Here is a 19,799-nt window from a genome sequence, read left to right as displayed (position 1 = left end):
AGTGCCCGTGCTGATACAACGATACCCCTCAGACTCTGAAAAATAATAAAAAACCCCGCCTCAGCAGAGACGGGGTTCAGAGACAATGACTATGTCACGGCTCAGGGACGATACACCTTCACATTGGTATAGCCCTGCTCTGCCAGGTAAAGTGCCTGAAGACGGCTCATCACCCCGCGATCGCAATAAAGCAAATAGGTGGTATCTGCCGGTAAATCGCCGAACTGCGTGCTGAGTTTGTAGAACGGCAGTGTGCGCACTTCGGTTCCCTCAATCTTCAGCGGGTGTGATTCCTGTTCATCCGGCGAGCGGATATCCAGTACCACGTCAGAGGCAGACAGCTCAGACACCATCTCCACTTCTGTTACCTGCTGCTCACTCTGCTGCGCGATCACACGGATATCCATGTTCTGCGCGTTGAGCACCACATCATCCAGAATGGCGAAGTCGAATTTTTCTTCCTCGGCTTCGATTTTCTCTTTGACGGCTTTTACGGTCGGATTTTTTGAGATCACACCACAGAATTCCGGCATGGTACGGGCAAAATCTTCAGTTCCGATCTGACGGGCAAGATTGATAATGGTTTCTTTGTCATGTGAGATCAGCGGACGCAGTACCAGCGTATCAGTGGCGTTGTCGATCATACGCAGGTTGGTCAGCGTCTGGCTGGATACCTGTCCCAGCGCTTCGCCGGTCACAATCGCCTGCACGCCGTAACGTTCCGCCACACGGGATGCCGCACGGACCATCATCCGCTTGAGCACCACGCCCATCTGGCCGTCATCCACTTTTTCCAGAATTTCCGCCACAACCGGCTCAAAATTCACGGCGACAAAACGGACTTTGTGCGAACTGCCGAAGCGGTTCCACAGGTAATGCGCCACCTGTTTCACACCGATTTCATGTGCCGCACCGCCTAAATTGAAGAAGCAGTAATGAACACGGCAACCACGGCGCATCAGCATATAACTGGAGACACCGGAATCGAAACCGCCAGAGATCAGAGATAACACATCTTCCTGAGTCCCGATCGGGAAACCACCGATCCCTTCCAGACGACGCACCACGAGGATCAGTTTGTCATCTTCCACTTCCAGGTTCACCGTCACATCCGGATGCGTCAGTTTTACCTTCGCAGACGGAATATGCTGGTTCAGGCCGCCGCCGACATAGCGCTCCAGCTCGATGGAGCTGAACGGATGCTTGCCGCGGCGTTTGGCGCGGACACAAAAGGTTTTGTTTTCCAGTGACGCGGCATACATCTCAAATGTCTGCTCATAGATATTGTGCAGATCAGTAAATGCGCGCTCTTCCACCTGTAAAATATGGTGGATACCGGGAATGCGGGTCAGGCGGTCAGCCACACCTTCACCAAGTTCTTCTTTCTTCACGCGGACTTCAAGATAGTCCCAGTGACGGACAACCGCCACGTCTTCGGCCAGATCTTTAAGTACATTACGGATATTGCTGGTCAGAATTTTAATAAAGCGCAGGCGGACACTCTGGCTTTTGATGGTAATTTCAGGAAATAATTTAATGATAAACTTCATAACGGTTTACTGGCTATCGGCTTGATTTGCAAAGGACGGAGCAGCCGGTGTCGGGCAGCGGCAATCCCCGTTGATGAAATTGAAAGGCGGCAGTATATCACCATATCTCGATCTGCCCCGTAAAAATCGTAAATGAGGGGCACAATTTTCACTGAAAAGTGTAAACTAGGAATTATTTGCGACATAAATGCAACATCAGTGAAAAACAGACTATGACCAAAAAAACATCCGCAACGAAAACCGATGCACTGAGCTTTGAAGCATCACTCGATGCCCTTGAGGGGATCGTCACCCGTCTGGAAGCGGGTAATCTGCCGCTGGAAGAAGCCCTGGCCGAGTTTGAGCGCGGTATCGCACTGACCCGCACCAGTCAGAAAACCCTGATGGCAGCCGAACAGCGGGTACAGATCCTGCTGAATGATGATGAAAACGCCCCGCTGAGCGATTTTACACCTGAAAACGACTGACCGCCCGGATCGGCGGTTCCCTGTGTGAACGAGAATGACCATGTCTGAACAAACTCCCGAAACATTCCGCAACCAACTGACACAGGCCAGAGAGCGTGTTGATCACGTTCTTGATGAGATCCTGACCACTCTGCCGTTTGCCGCCACCGACATGGGCAAAGCCATGCATTACGGTGCTTTGCTGGGCGGCAAACGCCTGCGCCCGTTCCTGGTGTACGCCACCGGTGAGATGTTTGGTGTTACCGCTGACAATCTGGATGCCCCGGCGGCGGCTATTGAGTGTATCCATGCCTATTCCCTGATCCATGACGATTTACCGGCCATGGATGACGACACACTGCGCCGCGGCAAACCCACCTGCCACGTCGCATTCGGTGAAGCGAATGCTATTCTGGCAGGCGATGCCCTGCAAACCCAGGCATTCGCTATCCTCGCGGCCCGGCCGATGCCGGATGTGCGCCCCGAAGACCGTCTGGCGATGATCGCCGAACTGGCGGATGCCGCCGGTCTTGGCGGAATGTGCGGCGGCCAGGCACTTGATCTGGAAGCCGAAGGAAAAAACATCGGTATTCATGCGCTGGAACAAATACATAACCATAAGACCGGTGCTTTAATCCGTGCTTCCGTCCGCATGGGCGCGATGAGTGCCGGTGAAGCAGGCTGCCGCATGTTACCGGCTCTCGACACATACGCACAGGCTATCGGCCTGGCGTTTCAGGTACAGGATGACATTCTGGATGTTATCGGTCATACGGATGTGATCGGAAAAAGCCAGGGCAGTGACGCCGCTCACGGGAAGAGCACGTATCCGTCGCTGCTCGGGCTGAAAGCCGCTCAGGATAAAGCACAGGCACTTTATCAGGAGTCACTGGCTGCGCTTTCACAGCTTGAAGAACATCATTACAACACAGCAACCCTGCGTGAACTTGCTAATTTTGTGATTGAACGTAACAGCTAATCCGTCCGGCACGTTCCGGTATTTTCAGAAACTTTAATAAGAATTAGTGAGCATTACATGAGTATTGATATCGCTAAATATCCGACTTTGGCACTCGTTGAGACGCCTGATGATCTGCGTCTGTTACCGAAAGAGAGTTTACCGAAACTCTGCGATGAACTGAGGCAATATCTGTTAAACAGCGTCAGCCGTTCCAGCGGGCATTTTGCCTCCGGTCTGGGGACGATTGAACTGACTGTCGCACTCCATTATGTCTATCAGACGCCGTTTGATAACCTGATCTGGGATGTCGGCCACCAGGCTTATCCGCACAAGATCCTGACCGGACGCCGTGACCGTATTGACACCATCCGTCATAAAAACGGGCTGCATGCCTTCCCGTGGCGCGAAGAGAGTGAATATGATGTCCTGAGTGTCGGTCACTCCTCCACCTCTATCAGTGCCGGTGTCGGGATGGCGGTTGCCGCTGCCCGTGAAGGACGTAACCGTAAAACTGTCTGTGTGATCGGTGACGGTGCGATCACCGCCGGGATGGCTTTTGAGGCGATGAACCACGGCGGGGATATCAAATCCGACATGCTGGTGATCCTCAATGACAACGAGATGTCCATCTCCGAAAACGTCGGCGCCCTCAATAACCATCTGGCACAACTGCTTTCCGGCAAGCTCTACACCACGCTGCGCGAGGGCGGAAAAAAAGTCTTCTCCGGCCTGCCGCCTATCAAAGATCTGCTGAAGAAAACCGAAGAGCATATCAAAGGCATGGTGGTACCGAGTACGTTCTTTGAAGAGCTGGGCTTTAATTATATCGGGCCGGTCGACGGACACGATGTGTTATCCCTGATCCAGACGCTGAAAAATATGCGTGATCTGAAAGGTCCTCAGTTCCTGCATATTATGACGAAAAAAGGACGCGGTTATGAACCGGCTGAAAAAGATCCGATCAGCTGGCACGCCGTACCGCAGTTTGATCCGTCAACCGGCACACTGCCGAAAAGCAAATCATCCAAACCGACCTTCTCAAAAATCTTCGGTGACTGGCTGTGCGAGGAAGCAGAACACGATCCGAAACTGATGGCGATCACCCCTGCCATGCGTGAAGGTTCCGGTATGGTGCGTTTCTCCAAATCCTTCCCTGATCAGTATTTTGATGTGGCGATTGCCGAACAGCACTCTGTCACCTTTGCCGCAGGGCTGGCTATCGGCGGTTACAAACCGGTTGTCGCAATTTACTCCAGCTTCCTCCAGCGCGCCTACGATCAGGTGATCCATGACGTTGCCATTCAGAAACTGCCGGTGCTGTTTGCTATTGACCGCGCCGGGATTGTCGGCAATGACGGCCCGACACACCAGGGGGCGTTTGATCTCTCCTTCCTGCGCATCCTGCCGAACATGGTGATCATGACCCCGAGTGATGAAAACGAGTGCCGCCAGATGCTGCATACCGGTTATCACTACGGCAAAGGCCCGGTTGCGGTACGTTATCCGCGCGGCGGCGGTTGCGGTGCCACACTCCAGCCGCTGGCTCAGATTGAGATCGGTAAAGGTATCGTCCGCCGTGAAGGAGAAAAAACCGCGATTCTGGTCTTCGGTACGCTGCTGGAAGAAGTGCTGAAAGCCGCAGAGAACCTGAACGCCACCGTGGTTGATATGCGTTTTGTCAAACCGCTGGATGAAGCCCTGATCCTGGATATGGCAGCCCGTCATGACACCCTGGTAACAGTCGAAGAAAACGCCGTTATGGGCGGTGCGGGCAGTGGTGTGAACGAATTCCTGATGGCACAGCGCAAGCCGGTGCCGGTGCTCAATATCGGCCTGCCGGACAGCTATGTGCCGCAGGGTGACCAGGAAGAGATCCGCAGTGATATGGGGCTGGATGCAGACCATATTCAGAAGTCCATCGAAGCGTATCTGACAAAAGCCTGATTACCTTTCTCCGGACACAAAAAACCCTGCATCACATCAGCAGGGTTTTTTTATGTCACTGATAACGCGTTTACGGCCTACTCTGCCGCAACTGTCACCGCAAAGTGATCAAACCCGCTCAGCGCCGGTTTCACTTCCTCACCTTTACTGAAATAGCGGATACCGTCACTCTCCGGCTTCATCTGCCCGATACAGCAGAAAGGTGCACCGGTATGTGCCAGTGCCATTTCCAGCGCACCACGGTTGATTTCCGGAACCGTAAAGCACAGTTCATAATCCTCACCACCCGCCAGTGCGCGGGCAAGCGCCTGCTCCGGTGATGAACAGGCTTTCAGTGCTTCTGACATGGGTAAATTATCCAGTTCAATCCTGGCACCGCAACGGCTGGCTTTCAGGATATGGCCAAGATCAGAAATCAGCCCGTCAGAGATATCAATTGCTGAGGAGGCGAGGTCACGCAGCGCCTGTCCCTGCAGGATACGCGGTTGTGGCCGCAGATGGCGTTTCAGCAGATAGTCTTTATGTGCCGGGTCTTCAGGCTGCAATTCATCCAGCAAAATTGCCAGTCCGGCGGCACTGTCACCCAGCGTGCCGGTGACATAGATCCAGTCGCCGTTACGGGCACCGGCGCGTTTCATCGCCCGCCCGGCCGGTACCAGACCATGAACGGTCAGCGTCAGGCTCATCGGACCGCGGGTGGTATCCCCGCCGATTAACTGCATACCGTAATAATTGAGTTGTTCGAAGAAGCTGTCACTGAATTCCCCCAGCCACTCTTCATCAATGGAGGGCAGCGTCAGCGCCAGTGAAACCCAGGCCGGATCGGCACCGATAGCGGCCAGATCACTTAAATTCACCGCCAGGGATTTCCAGGCCAGATCACGGGCAGACACCGAAGGCAGAAAATGAATGCCGGACACCAGAGTATCCGTACTGACAGCAACCTGCTGTTTTTCCGCCACGGTCATCAGGGCACAATCATCCCCGATACCCAGTTCAACGTCCCGGCGGTAATAATGCTGCCGGTCAAAAAAACGCCGGATGAGATCGAATTCACCACAAGCCATAATCAGAAATTCCGCGTTCAGATAAAGACAAAAGGCCGGTTTTACCGGCCTCTTTTATATCATGTCATGTATGTCCGTGCATAAAGTATCAGATGATTACTTTCTGCGGGCATTTGGCGCGGCTTTATCGAGCACGCCATTGACAAATTTGTGGCTTTCTTCCGCGCCGAACACTTTCGCCAGTTCAATCGCTTCGTTGATCACCACTTTGTAAGGGATATCCTCACGGTAGCTTAATTCATACATCGCCAGACGCAGAACCGCTTTTTCCACCTGACCTAACTCCTCCAGCTGGCGGGAGAGGTACGGCGCCATCAGTGCATCAAGGCGCACTGCATTCGTTGCCGCGCCGAAGAGCAGCTCACGAAAATAGGCGACATCAACATCTTTGACATCCTGCTCTGACAGAAATTCTGATTCAACATCCGCAATGTTATTGCCGGATAACTGCCACGAATAAAGCGCCTGAACGGCACATTCACGAGCACGACGACGAGCTGCAGGTTTCACACATATCCCCTTACTAAAATCTAAATTCAGCCTTTGATGGCTTTAATCACATTGATCATTTCCAGCGCGGTCATTGCGGCTTCCGCCCCTTTGTTACCGGCTTTGGTTCCCGCACGTTCAATGGCCTGTTCAATATTTTCGGTGGTCAGCACCCCGAAAGTCACCGGAATCGAGCTGTTCATCGCAACGGCTGATAACCCGGAGCTGCATTCACCTGACACATATTCAAAATGTGCAGTGCCGCCGCGGATAACAGTACCCAGCGCAATGATAGCGTCATATTTTCCGGTGTCGGCCAGTGTTTTCACTGCCAGAGGCAGTTCATAAGCACCCGGCACCCAGACCGTTGTAATGTTCTCAGAGGAAACCTGACCGATACGCTCAAGTGCATCAACCGCACCGTCTAACAGGCTGTCGTTGATGAAGTTGTTAAAGCGGGCAATTGCGATGGCGATACGCGCACCCGGCGCACTGACAACACCTTTAATGACGTTCATAGCCTTTCCTTCTTACGAGTTTCATACTGCGGGGCGCGGATTTTATCACATTCTTTCCGTCACCGCGCCTGTGTTTTTCAAACTCCGGAATAAAATTTAAATTCCGGCGTAAATTCAGCGATTAATAAACCGGGATCAGACGCAGGCGGAGATCCGGCCCGACCATCGTGCAATCGTCAATCCGGAACTGCGGCGCATCCCGCAAATGGGCAAGCGGCGGCAGTGTAAAGAGATCCTGCGCATCACTGCCCAGAATTTTCGGCGCCAGATAGAGCACAATCTCATCGGCCAGCCCGGCTTTCAGCAGCGCACCTGCCATATGTGAACCGCACTCTGTCCAGATATGGTTAATATTGCGCTTGCCGAGCTGCATCATCAGCAGAACCAGATCCACACCACTGCCGTTCTCCGGAAGAATAATTTCCTCAACATCGCCCTGCCAGTTATCGGGCTGAGAGGCGGTTCGTGCCAGCCAGCAACTGCCGGGTAACTGTGTGACACGATGCTGTGCGGTGACCCGCTGACGGCTGTCCGTGATAATCCGCACCGGCTGGCGGATAGCCGCTTCCGGATAACTCTGCTGCAACGATGCCGGGAAATCCGCATGACGGACAGTCAGACCCGGATCATCCGCCAGCACCGTGGCACTGGTGGATAAAATGGCTCCGGCCTGAGCCCGGAACTGCTGGACATCCTGCCGTGCAGCTTTTGAGGTGATCCACTGACTTTCGCCGTTGGCCAGAGCGGTTTTACCGTCAACAGACGCCGCCATTTTCAGCTGGATATACGGGAAACCGGTGCGCATCCGCTTAAAGAAGCCTTTATTCAGCGCTTCCGCTTCCTGCATCAGAACACCGTGACTGACGTCAATTCCGGCTTCGCGCAGTTTAAACAATCCGCGTCCGGCCACCTGCGGATTCGGGTCCTGCATGGCGGCCACCACCCGGCTGACCCCGGCATTCACCAGTGCCCCGGCACACGGCGGCGTACGGCCGTGATGACTGCACGGTTCCAGTGTGACATACGCGGTGGCACCGCGGGCTTTCTCACCGGCCATACGCAGCGCGTGCACTTCCGCATGCGGTTCACCGGCGCGCTGATGATAACCTTCGCCGACGATTTCGCCGTCGCGGACAATCACACAGCCGACATTCGGGTTCGGTGCCGTAGTAAAACGACCCAGCGCCGCCAGTTCAAGGGCGCGGGCCATATAGAATTCATCAGAATGCATCATGTTCAGTCCTGCAGGCGGGCAATTTCCTCGCCGAATTCACGGATATCCTCAAAACTGCGGTAAACCGACGCAAAACGGATATACGCCACTTTATCCAGCTTTTTCAGCTCGCTCATCACCAGTTCGCCGACAAACTTAGCAGAGACTTCCCGTTCACCGGTAGCCCGTAACTGTGATTTGATATGGCTGAGGGAGGTTTCGATATTGTCAGAACTGACCGGACGTTTCTCCAGCGCCTTTTGCATACCGCGGCGCAGTTTTTCTTCGTCAAACGGTTCACGGCTGTCATCACTTTTGATCACACGCGGCATAACCAGTTCGGCAACCTCAAACGTGGTAAAGCGTTCGTGACATTCCAGACACTGGCGGCGGCGGCGGACCTGGGAGCCATCACCCACCAGGCGTGAGTCGATGACTTTGGTATCAACGGCAGAGCAAAACGGGCAATGCATAAATTATCCTGCGGGTCAATGAACTGTCGCGGTAGTTTACCCTGTTTACACATAAAAAACACCCTGCATGCTTGCACATACAGGGTGTTTTCTGTTTTTCACGGCAGAAATTACGGCAGGATAGATTCCTGATCCGCACCTTCTTTTTCCACTTTCTGCACAATCAGGTGCTCACGCTTCATACCCAGTTTCAGGGCCAGCGCAGACGCCACGTAGATTGAGGAAATAGTACCGATAGACACACCGATCAGCATGACCAGTGAGAAGCCCTGCAGCATCGCACCGCCGAAGATATAGAGCATCAGAACCACTAACAGGGTGGTTGCCGATGTCATAATGGTACGGCTTAACGTCTGAGTCAGGGAAACGTTCATGATCTCATACGACGTACCACGGCGGATTTTGCGGAAGTTCTCACGGATACGGTCAGATACCACGATACTGTCGTTCAGTGAGTAACCGATAACCGACATCAGAGATGCCACAATGGTCAGGTCAATCTCAATATGGAATAACGACAGTACACCAAGGGTGATGATAACGTCATGCGCCAGCGCGATTACCGCACCTAACGCCAGACGCCATTCAAACCGCATCGCCACGTAAATCAGAATACAGATTAATGCCGCAATCAGCGCCATCGCCCCGGTCTGAGCCAGTTCCGCCCCCACACTCGGGCCGACGAACTCGATACGCTTAACCACCGCACTTTCATCAATGTTTTTGTTGATCACATTGATAACAGTTTTACCCAGTTCCTGACCGGCAGCACCTTCTGCCGGCGGCAGACGCACCATGATGTCACGGCTGCTGCCGAAGTTCTGGATCAGCGGATCTTTAAATCCTGCCTGCGCGACGGTATCACGGATTTTATCCAGGTCAGCCGGCTGGCTGAAGTTAACTTCAATGACGGTACCGCCGGTGAAGTCCAGACCCCAGTTAAACCCTTTCACGCCGATGATTGCCACAGAGGCAATCAGCAGCAGCGCCGAAATGGTAAATGCCACGTTGTCCCAGCGCATAAAGTCATAGACTCTGCGGCCGTGGTTTAATTGTTCAACAGTATAATCCTGTGCCACAACGTGCTCCTTAAATAGACAGCTTATTAATACGTTTACCGCCATACAGCAGGTTCACGATGGCGCGTGTACCGATAATCGCTGTAAACATGGAGGTTGCCACACCAATGGCTGTCGTAATCGCAAATCCTTTAATCGAACCGGTACCGACCGCGTAAAGAATAACAGCGGTAATCAGTGTGGTTAAGTTTGCGTCGATAATACTTGAGAAGGCGCCTTTATACCCTTCATGGATCGCCTGCTGGACAGATCGGCCGTTACGCAGCTCCTCTTTGATACGTTCGTTTATCAAAACGTTCGCATCGACCGCAACCGCAAGGGTCAGCACGATCCCCGCAATCCCCGGCATGGTCAGCGTTGCACCCGGTAACAGCGACATCACCCCGACAATCAGGATAAGGTTCGCCAGTAACGCGCTGCTCGCGATCAGACCGAACTTACGGTAGTAGATCACCATGAAGAGAATTGAGGCCATCAGCCCCCACAGACACGCTTCCAGGCCCTGCTCGATATTCTGCAGACCCAGAGTCGGCCCGATGGTCCGCTCTTCCACAATCTGGATTGGTGCAATCAGGGCACCGGCACGCAGCAGCAGTGATAACTGACGTGCTTCATTGGCATTATCAATCCCGGTGATACGGAAGTTCGATCCTAAACGGGACTGAATATTGGCAATGTTGATAACTTCTTCGTTTTTCTCAAGGATTGAGCGGCCTGCGGCATCTTTACGCCCGCTGTCTTTATATTCGACAAACAGGGTCGCCATCGGCTTATACAGGTTATCCTTGGTGAAATCGGACATGGTGTTACCACCGGTGCTGTCCAGCGAGATACTGACCTGCGGCTGACCGTATTCATCACTCTGTGATGTGGAGTCAGTAATATGATCACCGGTCAGAATCACGCGCTTGTACAGCGCGACTTTACGTCCGTCACGGGTGTATTTCACTTCGGTGTCGCCCGGGATACGGCCTGCATCGATAGCGGCAGGGTCAACAGTGCTGTTGACCAGGCGGAATTCCAGCGTCGCGGTTGCGCCGAGGATTTCTTTCGCCCGTGCGGTATCCTGGATACCCGGTAATTCCACCACGATGCGGTCCGCACCCTGGCGCTGTACCAGCGGCTCAGCAACACCCAGCTGGTTAACACGGTTACGCAGGATAGTAATGTTCTGCATGACGGCGTAACTGCGCGCTTCACTTAAGCGCTGATCGCTCATCACGGCGGTCAGGGTACTGCCTGAACCATCTTTGAAAACTAAATCACGCAGGCGTTTTGATAACAGAGAGCTGGCTTCGGAACGTGAAGCATCATCACGGAAGCGGACTTCCACGCCGTAATCCGCTGATTTGCGGACAGAAGCGAACGGAATACTGTTTTCACGCAGCAGAGAACGGATACCATCCAGGTTCTGCTCCTGCAGTTTACCCAGCGCGGTTTCCATATCCACTTCCATCAGGAAGTGCACACCGCCACGCAGGTCAAGACCCAGTTTCATCGGCTCGCCACCGACGGCAGTCAGCCATTTCGGTGTTGCCGGGGCAAGGTTCAGGGCAACAACATATTGCTCACCTAAGCCTTTCACCAGCTCTTCACGGGCACGTAACTGGATATCAGGATTTGAGAAACGGGCAAGTATCACACCATTTTCCAGTGCGACCGACTTACTCGCGATCTGATCTTTTTCTAAAATGCTCCGGACCTGATCCAGGGTCTGTTCATTGGCGGCGGTTCCCCGCGCGCCAGTGATTTGAACAGCCGGATCCTCTCCGTACAGGTTTGGAAGCGCATAAAGCAAACCGATGAGGATCGCAGCGATCAGCATCAGATACTTCCACAAAGGATAACGGTTTAACACGGCAGTCCCTTCGGGAAAATCATACTACAGGAAGATTACAGCGCCTTCAGTGTACCTTTCGGTAAAACTGCTGCGACGAAATCACGTTTGATGGTTACTTCAGTTGTTTCGTTCAGTTCCAGAACGATGTAGCCGGTGTCAGACACTTTAGCCACACGACCGATCAGACCACCGGTAGTTAACACTTCATCGCCTTTCGCGATAGAGTCCATTAATTGCTTGTGTGATTTTGCACGTTTCTGTTGCGGGCGCAGGATCATGAAGTAGAAAATCAGCACGAATACGACCAGCATGATAATCAGAGACATCGGGCTGCCCTGAGAAGCTGCCGCACCTGTCGATGCTACTGCGTCAGAAATGAAAAAACTCATCAAACTATCCTCTTGTTATTCACATAATTATCAGGCAGATAAACCTGCCGGTGGTGCATCGCCTATGTTATACACCACCGGGTGATCCCGTTTCGGGGAAATCACTCACTTAACGGCGGAACGGGTTTCCCGATCCGCTGATAAAATTCAGCGGCAAATGCTTCCAGACGGCCTTCTTCAATGGCCTGCCGGATACCTGCCATCAGACGCTGATAGTAGCGCAGATTATGAATGGTATTTAAGCGCGCGCCAAGGATTTCATTACAGCGATCCAAATGATGCAGATAAGCACGCGTATAATTACGGCAGGTATAGCAGTCACATTCCGCATCCAGCGGCGATGTGTCTGATTTATACTTCGCATTACGGATTTTTACCACGCCGTCCGTCACAAACAGATGTCCGTTACGGGCATTACGGGTCGGCATCACGCAGTCGAACATATCAATACCGCGGCGCACACCTTCCACCAGATCTTCCGGTTTACCCACGCCCATTAAATAGCGCGGTTTATCTTCCGGGATCTGCGGACAGACATGCTCGAGAATGCGGTGCATGTCTTCTTTCGGCTCACCGACAGCCAGACCGCCCACAGCGTACCCATCAAATCCGATTTCCACCAGCCCTTTCACTGACACATCGCGTAAATCTTCGTAAACACTGCCCTGGATGATACCGAACAGTGCGTTCGGATTACCCAGTTCATCGAAACGGTCACGGCTGCGTTTTGCCCAGCGCAGAGACATTTCCATGGATTTCTTCGCATAGTCCCAATCCGCCGGATACGGTGTGCACTCGTCAAAAATCATCACGATATCAGACCCGAGATCATACTGGATTTCCATCGATTTTTCAGGACTTAAGAAGATTTTTTCACCGTTGATCGGGTTACGGAAATGCACACCCTCTTCTTTGATTTTACGCATTGCACCCAGGCTGAAGACCTGGAAGCCGCCGGAGTCAGTCAGAATCGGCCCTTTCCACTGCATAAAATCATGCAGATCACCGTGCAGTTTCATAATTTCCTGACCGGGACGCAGCCACAGATGGAACGTGTTGCCTAATAAGATTTGCGCACCGGTCTCTTTCACTTCTTCCGGTGTCATCCCTTTCACTGTGCCATAAGTCCCCACCGGCATAAATGCGGGGGTTTCAACAACGCCACGATCAAAAATTAAGCGACCACGGCGCGCACGGCCGTCTGTCGTTTGCAGTTCATATTTCACAAAACCTCCGGCATCAGAAAAACAGTCTGATGATGTTGAATTAGCGGCAGTCAGTCAGCAGTCGCTGAAATCTGCCGGATCAGTAATTTGTAGTATATCAGTCGTCGTGACCAACTTTTTCAAATTTCGCCTGCGGATTGCGGGTAATAAACATCGCATCCCCGTAGCTGAAGAAACGGTAATGCTCGCGTACCGCTGCCTCATAAGCCTGCATGGTGTGCTGATAACCGGCAAATGCGGAAACCAGCATAATCAGCGTGGATTCCGGCAGATGGAAGTTGGTGATCAGTGCATCCACCACCTGATACTCATATCCCGGATAAATAAAGATTTGGGTATCATCAAAGAATGGTGCAATCAGTGCATCCTGTGCCGCTTTCGCCGCGCTTTCAAGAGAGCGCACCGACGTTGTGCCGACCGCAATCACTTTATTACCGCGTGCTTTACACGCCAGTACAGCATCAACCACGTTTTGCGGCACTTCCGCATATTCGGAGTGCATGATGTGATCTTCAATATTATCCACGCGCACCGGCTGGAATGTCCCTGCCCCGACATGCAGGGTGACAAAGGCCATTTCCACACCTTTTTCACGCAGTGCCGCCAGCAGCGGCTCGTCAAAGTGCAGTCCGGCTGTCGGCGCGGCGACCGCACCCGGCCGGTCATTATACACGGTCTGGTATAACTCGCGATCCGACTCTTCATCCGGACGGTCGATATAAGGCGGCAGCGGCATATGACCAATCTGATTGAGAATGGTCAGCACATCGCGCTCATCATCAAAACGGATTTCAAACAGAGCCCCGTGACGCGCCACCATCGTGGCATTTACGCTCTCATCTTCGCCCAGCAGGAGTTCCGCACCCTCTTTCGGTGCTTTGGATGCGCGGACATGCGCCAGTACGCGATGCTCATCCAGCATCCGTTCCACCAGCACTTCAATCTTTCCGCCGGAGGCTTTGCGGCCGAACATTCTGGCGGGGATCACGCGGGTATCATTAAATACCAGCAGATCACCGGGATTGAGTTTATCCAGCACATCGGTGAAGATACCGTGGTTCAGTTCACCACTGACACCATCGAGTGATAACAGACGACACTTGCTCCGTTCCGCCTGCGGATAGCGGGCGATAAGTTCGTCCGGCAGTTCAAAAGTAAAATCGGCAACACGCATGAGATTCTCGGTTTCATCTCAAAAAGAAAAACAGGCGCAATAGTCTAGTGCCCCGGTAAGCAGGGCGCAAGAAATAACCCGTCTGACGGCGGAATAAAAGGCTGCGGTATTATGAATTTTCTCGCACATCTCCACCTTGCCTCACTGGCAAACAGCAGTTTTCTCGGCAATCTGATGGCAGATTTTGTCCGCGGCGCGCCGGAAGACCAGTACAGCGCACCGGTCGCCGCGGGGATCAGGCTGCACCGGCGTATTGATACCCTGACCGATTCACACCCGCTGGTACGGGAAGCCCGTCAGTTATTCCGCCCGGAATACCGCCGCTATGCGCCGATCACGCTGGATGTGGTCTGGGATCATTTCCTCTCTATGCACTGGTCAGCATTTGAACCGGCAGTCTCCCTGACGGATTTCACACAACACGTCCGTACAGTGATTGAGCCGCAACTGGCTTTTACGCCGGTTAAGTTTCAGGAGCTGAATGAATTTATGTGGCCGCAGCGCTGGTTAATCCGTTATCAGGAAGTCCCCTATATCGGACAGGTGCTGGCAGGGATGGCAAAACGGCGTCCGAAACTCGCCGCTCTCAGGGAGACAAATCAGGATTTTACAGATAATTATCAGTCTCTTGAGGAGATTTTCTTCCGCTTCTACCCTCAGATGATGGATACCGTGACAAAGCCGTTTACAGCTCAGTAACGGTTTTTACGTTCATTCACACAATTAGCACTTGAACTTTACTCAAATAACTCTATCTTATTCGGGTAGCAGATAGAATAATGAACTATTGATAGGTAAAACCTATTATATTAATCGGTATTATGAACTTTAATACCGTCCCCGGATTCTTTATTCTGTCTGTTGTTTATTGCCATACTCTATATAATCTTACAGGAGTAAATTATGGTTCTGGTAACCCGTCAAGCCCCCGATTTTACAGCTGCAGCCGTTATGGGTAACGGTGAAATTGTTGATAACTTCAATCTGAAAAAACACCTGAACGGCCGTCCGGCTGTTATCTTCTTCTGGCCGATGGACTTCACTTTCGTCTGCCCTTCTGAGCTGATCGCATTCGATCACCGCTATGAAGAATTCAAAAAACGCGGTGTGGAAGTGATTGGTGTGTCTATGGACTCTGAGTTTGTTCATAACGCATGGCGTAATACTGCTATCGAAGATGGCGGTATCGGTCAGGTTCAGTATCCGATGATTGCGGATATCAAACATGACATCATGCGAGCTTACGGCGTTGAGTTTCCGGAAGCCGGTGTTGCTCTGCGCGGTTCTTTCCTGGTGGACAAAAACGGTGTTGTTCGTCACCAGGTCGTCAACGACCTGCCGCTGGGCCGTAACGTAGACGAAATGCTGCGTATGGTTGACGCACTGCAATTCCACGAAGAGCACGGTGATGTGTGTCCTGCTCAGTGGGAAAAAGGTCAGGAAGGTATGAATGCATCTCCGAAAGGCGTTGCTGACTTCCTGAAAAAGAACTCCGGCAAACTGTAAGTTCCGGTAGTTAAAAGCGTCGTAAAACCAGCCTGAGGGCTGGTTTTTTTATGCCTGAATCACGGGCAAAAAAATACCCCGCAATGCGGGGTATTTTTATAATCAGGGCTATCAGGCGTGTTTGTGATTTACTTCCGGCTCAGCGCCCATAAGGCGATCAACCACAATGGAAACCACCAGCACTGCCAGTGACGGCGCAAGCCATGCCAGGTCATATTTAAAGAACGGCAGTGACTCAATCCATGACGGCATATAAGAGCCGAACATTTTAGTGGCTTTCAGCGCCCCCATCGTTCCGATAATCAGGCTGACCAGCATCGCCGGCGCAATGACCCGTCCCGGTTTTTTCCAGAAGCGCAGCGTGAAACTCAGCAGAATCAGCACAATACACGGCGGATAAATCGATACCAGTACCGGAACGGAGAATGCGATCAGCTTACTCAGCCCCAGGTTTGAAATCACCATGGAGAATGCACCGAGGATCCACACCAGTTTACGGTAAGAGATCGGCAGATAACGGCTGAAGAATTCCGCACAGGCACAGGTCAGGCCGATAGCGGTCACCATGCAGGCAACAAAAATCAGCACTGCAAGGAAGAAGCTGCCGTAGTTACCGAAGGTATACTGCACGTATTCATGCAGAATTTCCGCACCATCGGCAGGATTCGGGATAATCGATCCGCTGTTTTCCCCTAATTTGAACAGAGCCAGATAGACCAGCGTCAGCAGCACACCGGCAATCAGCCCGGCCCACATGGTATAGCGGGTCAGCAGCGAAGAGTTTTCCACCCCGCGCGAACGGGCGGCATTAACAATGACAATCCCGAAGACCATCGCACCAAGGGTATCCATGGTCAGATAACCATTAATAAACCCGTTGGAGAACGCCATCTCTTTATAATCTGGCGTTGCCATAATGGCATCACCTGCCGGCCACATTACCGCAGCCACCCCGAGGATAGCCAGAGCCAGCATTTTAACCGGTGCCAGTACATGCCCGACGCTGTCCAGCAATTTACCCGGATACAGGGAAATACCGATCACACAGGCAAAGTAGATCACACTGTAAATCAGCAGGGAAATATCAGATTCCCCGCCCACCAGCGGCGCGATCCCGATTTTATAGGAAACGGTGGCTGTACGCGGTGTGGCAAACAGCGGCCCGACGGACAGATACGCCACAACGGCCAGCAACAGCCCGGCATATTTACCGACCGGTGTACTGAGCGCCTCAATACCGCCGCCGACTTTTGCCAGAGCGATTACTGTCAGAACCGGTAAACCGACACCGGTGATCAGGAAACCGGCAGCTGCCGTCCAGACCATTTCCCCGGCCTGAAGACCAACCATCGGCGGAAATATGATATTTCCTGCCCCGACAAACAGCGCAAAGGTCATAAAACCTAAGGCTAAAATATCTCGTGAAGTTAAACGATGCGCCATATTATTTTTGTCTGCTACTGTTAATTTAACGTTAAATATTCAATAAAAATATCGGAAATAAAAATCCAACTCCCTGATCTGTCACCGGCGGCATCTCCTGCTGTTTTAACAATCTGTTAGCACTACGTTATTCATCATAAGTTAATAACTATAGTGATTATATTTAAAAAACAGTGATATTTGCCAATAACTGACTACAAGTAAAACTTTTATAGCGCAGAAAGGCAATAGTCAAAGCAAAAACCAGAACTATATACCGTAGTCTATTTCCAAAGCAGAGATTGCTGTTATGTAAGCTTCAATAAACACTATATGATTTGTTTATATTTTAATCAGACATTTTAAATCTGATGAAATTAGCAGCAGCTTAAAAGAAGAAAGCGGCAAATGCCGCTTTAATGAGAAGATTTAGCGATAAGCCGGGCCGGAATGGTAAAACTGAACTCCGTTCCCTGCCCCGGTTTGCTGGTAATATCCAGATGGGTATGGTGATGCTGCAAAGCATGTTTCACTATCGCCAGCCCCAGACCGGAGCCGCCGGTCTGCCGGGAGCGGGATTTATCCACACGATAAAAACGCTCGGTCAGACGGGACAAATGTTCGGCCGGGATACCCGGACCGTTATCTTTGACACTAAACACGGCATTGCCGTTACTCAGTGCCCAGCTGACCTCAATCCGTGTGTTTTCCGGCGTGTGATTCACTGCGTTATACACCAGATTCGACATCGCACTGCGCAGCTCTTCCTCATCACCGAAAATTTTCAGTTTGTCATCCACCGTAAAGCGGATCTCCTGTTTACCCCGGCTGAGGGTTACGGCTTCCTGCTGAAGCATGATCAGCATCCCCGGCACATCTACCACCTGATCCAGCCCGCTTTTGACCGCCACTTCAATTTTTGACAGTTGCAAAAGCTGCCTGACCATACCATCCATACGACGAGTCTGTTCCTGCATGGTCAGAATTGCTTTTTTATTCATCGGATTATCAAAATCCTGATCAGCAAGCATTTCCAGGTAACCCTGCAAAACAGTCAGCGGGGTGCGCAGTTCATGACTGACATTGGCGAAAAAATCACGCCGTGAGTTTTCGAGACGACGTTTTTCCGTCACATCACGGGCAACCATCAGCAGTTGTCCTTCCGAATACGGCATGATGCGCAATTCCATCATGCTGCTGTTATTCAGTTCCAGTGTCAGCGGCAGGGTATAATCCCCCTGAGTCAGATAGCGGCTGAAGTCCGGATAACGCAGAAGGTTAAAGATGTGCTGTCCGTTATCATCCGGCCAGCGGAACCCCAGCAGGTTCTGGGCATGTTTGTTACACCAGAAAATATTGCCGTCTTCCGTCATCATCACCACCGCGTCAGGCAGGGATTCAGCTCCGCTGCGAAAGCGTTTGATCAGTGTGGCGAGTTCACGGCGGCGCTTGCGGTTACGCTGCTGAAGCTGGTAGATGCCATAAAAAATCGGTTCCCAGCTGCTGCGGCCGGGCGGCGGCAGCATACTGCGATCCAGCCACAGCCAGCCGGACAGTTTCAGTAAGTTATAGCTGTGCCAGATGGCAGCGGCAAACAGTGCACCGGCAAGAAACCAGCCGGTATGGCCGAAAAAAAGTGATAAAAAGAGTGCCGGAAGGCAGAAAATCAGTAATTCCAGTACAATTTTTTTCCACGAAAGACGCTCAAGCACGCGCGATCCTCTTGCGGTTTATCATTATCATCAGTAACGGACAGAGAAGCGGTAACCCGTTCCCCGGACTGTCTGTATCATTTTATCATGTCCGTCCGCTTCCAGTGCTTTACGCAGGCGGCGGATATGCACATCCACCGTGCGATCCTCAACATAGACGTTTTCGCCCCAGACATAGTTAAGCAGTTGTTCACGGCTGTAAACCCGCTCCGGATGAGTCATAAAAAAATGCAGCAGTTTAAACTCTGTCGGCCCCATTTCCAGCGGGTTCTCATTACTGGTCACGCGGTGGGAGGCGGGGTCGAGAGTCAGGCCGTTCATCGCGATAAGATCGTCTGCCGCCATCGGGGAGATGCGCCGCAGAATCGCTTTAACACGGGCCACTAACTCTTTCGGTGAGAACGGTTTGGTCAGATAATCATCCGCGCCGGTTTCCAGACCTTTTACACGGTCTTCCTCTTCACCGCGTGCCGTCAGCATCATCACCGGGATTTCCCGCAGCTGGCTGTCCCGTTTCATATGTTTGATAACCTGAATGCCGGAGCCGCCCGGAATCATCCAGTCCAGCAGGACAAGATCAGGGAAAGGCTCCACCAGCCGGGCGATGGCCGCATCATAATCATCTGCCTCAATAGGCTGATAGCCATTCTGCTCCAGAACAAAACAGACCATTTCACGGATAGGTGCTTCATCTTCAACGACTAAAATTCGTCTTGCCATGGCGTTCCCTGTTTACCGTTAATTCATTTCATCAGACAGTGCCGCGATTATGCGTCACTTTTGTGACAGA

The 19,799-nt window shown here is 52.1% G+C and carries 19 protein-coding genes; 5 read left to right on the top strand and 14 right to left on the bottom strand.

Annotated elements, in window-relative coordinates:
* Positions 1 to 101: 101 nt before the first annotated feature.
* Positions 102 to 1,550 (bottom strand): tRNA uracil 4-sulfurtransferase ThiI, encoded by a 1,449-nt coding sequence (thiI, locus tag R5268_RS01830; RefSeq protein WP_218454543.1) that lies wholly within the window; start codon positions 1,548 to 1,550, stop codon positions 102 to 104.
* Positions 1,551 to 1,762: 212 nt separating this feature from the next.
* On the opposite strand from thiI, the gene xseB reads away from it, so the two are divergent.
* Genes xseB through dxs form a run of 3 tightly spaced genes read left to right on the top strand, consistent with a single transcriptional unit; the run spans position 1,763 to position 4,901 of the window.
* Complete coding sequence (gene xseB / locus R5268_RS01825; protein WP_004236437.1) at positions 1,763 to 2,017, top strand: exodeoxyribonuclease VII small subunit; 255 nt, start codon at positions 1,763 to 1,765, stop codon at positions 2,015 to 2,017.
* Between the two features lie 40 nt (positions 2,018 to 2,057).
* Positions 2,058 to 2,975: a (2E,6E)-farnesyl diphosphate synthase gene (gene ispA / locus R5268_RS01820; protein WP_317418455.1), complete on the top strand. Its 918-nt coding sequence runs from the start codon at positions 2,058 to 2,060 to the stop codon at positions 2,973 to 2,975.
* 57 nt (positions 2,976 to 3,032) lie between these two features.
* Positions 3,033 to 4,901, top strand: coding sequence for a 1-deoxy-D-xylulose-5-phosphate synthase (gene dxs, locus R5268_RS01815; RefSeq protein ID WP_218454544.1), 1,869 nt, complete (start codon positions 3,033 to 3,035; stop codon positions 4,899 to 4,901).
* A gap of 77 nt (positions 4,902 to 4,978) precedes the next feature.
* Here dxs and thiL read toward each other — a convergent pair whose 3' ends face one another.
* The 10 genes from thiL to queA all read right to left on the bottom strand — a co-directional run bounded on the left by thiL (position 4,979) and on the right by queA (position 14,369).
* Positions 4,979 to 5,968, bottom strand: a complete 990-nt coding sequence (gene thiL / locus R5268_RS01810; RefSeq protein WP_218454545.1) for a thiamine-phosphate kinase — start codon at positions 5,966 to 5,968, stop codon at positions 4,979 to 4,981.
* A gap of 96 nt (positions 5,969 to 6,064) precedes the next feature.
* The gene (gene nusB / locus R5268_RS01805; RefSeq protein WP_046893147.1) at positions 6,065 to 6,478 is read right to left on the bottom strand and encodes a transcription antitermination factor NusB; all 414 of its coding nucleotides are present in this window, start codon (positions 6,476 to 6,478) and stop codon (positions 6,065 to 6,067) included.
* Positions 6,479 to 6,504: 26 nt separating this feature from the next.
* Positions 6,505 to 6,975 carry a 6,7-dimethyl-8-ribityllumazine synthase gene (gene ribE / locus R5268_RS01800; protein WP_004236430.1) on the bottom strand — a complete coding sequence of 157 codons (471 nt, stop codon included), beginning with the start codon at positions 6,973 to 6,975 and terminating at the stop codon, positions 6,505 to 6,507.
* Between the two features lie 121 nt (positions 6,976 to 7,096).
* On the bottom strand, positions 7,097 to 8,206 hold the full coding sequence (gene ribD / locus R5268_RS01795) for a bifunctional diaminohydroxyphosphoribosylaminopyrimidine deaminase/5-amino-6-(5-phosphoribosylamino)uracil reductase RibD (RefSeq protein ID WP_218428473.1): 1,110 nt from the start codon (positions 8,204 to 8,206) through the stop codon (positions 7,097 to 7,099).
* Between the two features lie 5 nt (positions 8,207 to 8,211).
* Positions 8,212 to 8,661, bottom strand: coding sequence for a transcriptional regulator NrdR (nrdR, locus tag R5268_RS01790; protein ID WP_046893146.1), 450 nt, complete (start codon positions 8,659 to 8,661; stop codon positions 8,212 to 8,214).
* Between the two features lie 110 nt (positions 8,662 to 8,771).
* Positions 8,772 to 9,740, bottom strand: coding sequence for a protein translocase subunit SecF (gene secF / locus R5268_RS01785; RefSeq protein WP_046893145.1), 969 nt, complete (start codon positions 9,738 to 9,740; stop codon positions 8,772 to 8,774).
* A gap of 10 nt (positions 9,741 to 9,750) precedes the next feature.
* A complete protein-coding gene (secD, locus tag R5268_RS01780; protein WP_166708483.1) occupies positions 9,751 to 11,598 on the bottom strand; it encodes a protein translocase subunit SecD in 1,848 nt (615 codons plus the stop codon).
* 35 nt (positions 11,599 to 11,633) lie between these two features.
* Positions 11,634 to 11,969: a preprotein translocase subunit YajC gene (yajC, locus tag R5268_RS01775; RefSeq protein ID WP_046893144.1), complete on the bottom strand. Its 336-nt coding sequence runs from the start codon at positions 11,967 to 11,969 to the stop codon at positions 11,634 to 11,636.
* A gap of 101 nt (positions 11,970 to 12,070) precedes the next feature.
* On the bottom strand, positions 12,071 to 13,195 hold the full coding sequence (tgt, locus tag R5268_RS01770) for a tRNA guanosine(34) transglycosylase Tgt (protein ID WP_004240418.1): 1,125 nt from the start codon (positions 13,193 to 13,195) through the stop codon (positions 12,071 to 12,073).
* Between the two features lie 97 nt (positions 13,196 to 13,292).
* Positions 13,293 to 14,369 carry a tRNA preQ1(34) S-adenosylmethionine ribosyltransferase-isomerase QueA gene (queA, locus tag R5268_RS01765; RefSeq protein ID WP_107678515.1) on the bottom strand — a complete coding sequence of 359 codons (1,077 nt, stop codon included), beginning with the start codon at positions 14,367 to 14,369 and terminating at the stop codon, positions 13,293 to 13,295.
* A 111-nt stretch (positions 14,370 to 14,480) separates the two neighbouring features.
* Between queA and R5268_RS01760 the strand changes: the two genes are divergently transcribed.
* Positions 14,481 to 15,068, top strand: a complete 588-nt coding sequence (locus tag R5268_RS01760; protein WP_317418457.1) for an ACP phosphodiesterase — start codon at positions 14,481 to 14,483, stop codon at positions 15,066 to 15,068.
* Positions 15,069 to 15,272: 204 nt separating this feature from the next.
* On the top strand, positions 15,273 to 15,875 hold the full coding sequence (locus R5268_RS01755) for a peroxiredoxin C (RefSeq protein WP_046893141.1): 603 nt from the start codon (positions 15,273 to 15,275) through the stop codon (positions 15,873 to 15,875).
* A gap of 111 nt (positions 15,876 to 15,986) precedes the next feature.
* Here the strand turns inward: R5268_RS01755 and brnQ are convergent, their stop codons facing one another.
* From brnQ to phoB, 3 genes are all read right to left on the bottom strand, one after another.
* Positions 15,987 to 17,318 (bottom strand): branched-chain amino acid transport system II carrier protein, encoded by a 1,332-nt coding sequence (gene brnQ / locus R5268_RS01750; RefSeq protein ID WP_317418458.1) that lies wholly within the window; start codon positions 17,316 to 17,318, stop codon positions 15,987 to 15,989.
* A 395-nt stretch (positions 17,319 to 17,713) separates the two neighbouring features.
* Entirely contained in the window at positions 17,714 to 19,009 is a 1,296-nt protein-coding gene (gene phoR / locus R5268_RS01745) for a phosphate regulon sensor histidine kinase PhoR (protein WP_166708487.1), read from the bottom strand.
* A gap of 30 nt (positions 19,010 to 19,039) precedes the next feature.
* Positions 19,040 to 19,729 carry a phosphate regulon transcriptional regulator PhoB gene (gene phoB, locus R5268_RS01740; protein WP_004236414.1) on the bottom strand — a complete coding sequence of 230 codons (690 nt, stop codon included), beginning with the start codon at positions 19,727 to 19,729 and terminating at the stop codon, positions 19,040 to 19,042.
* Positions 19,730 to 19,799 lie beyond the last annotated feature (70 nt).

The organism is Morganella sp. BCCO 40_0007, from assembly GCF_032989665.1.
GTDB classification, from domain to species: Bacteria; Pseudomonadota; Gammaproteobacteria; order Enterobacterales; family Enterobacteriaceae; genus Morganella; species Morganella sibonii.
The sequence above is the reverse complement of the archived record's forward strand: the minus strand, read 5'-3'. Positions and strand labels throughout refer to the sequence as shown.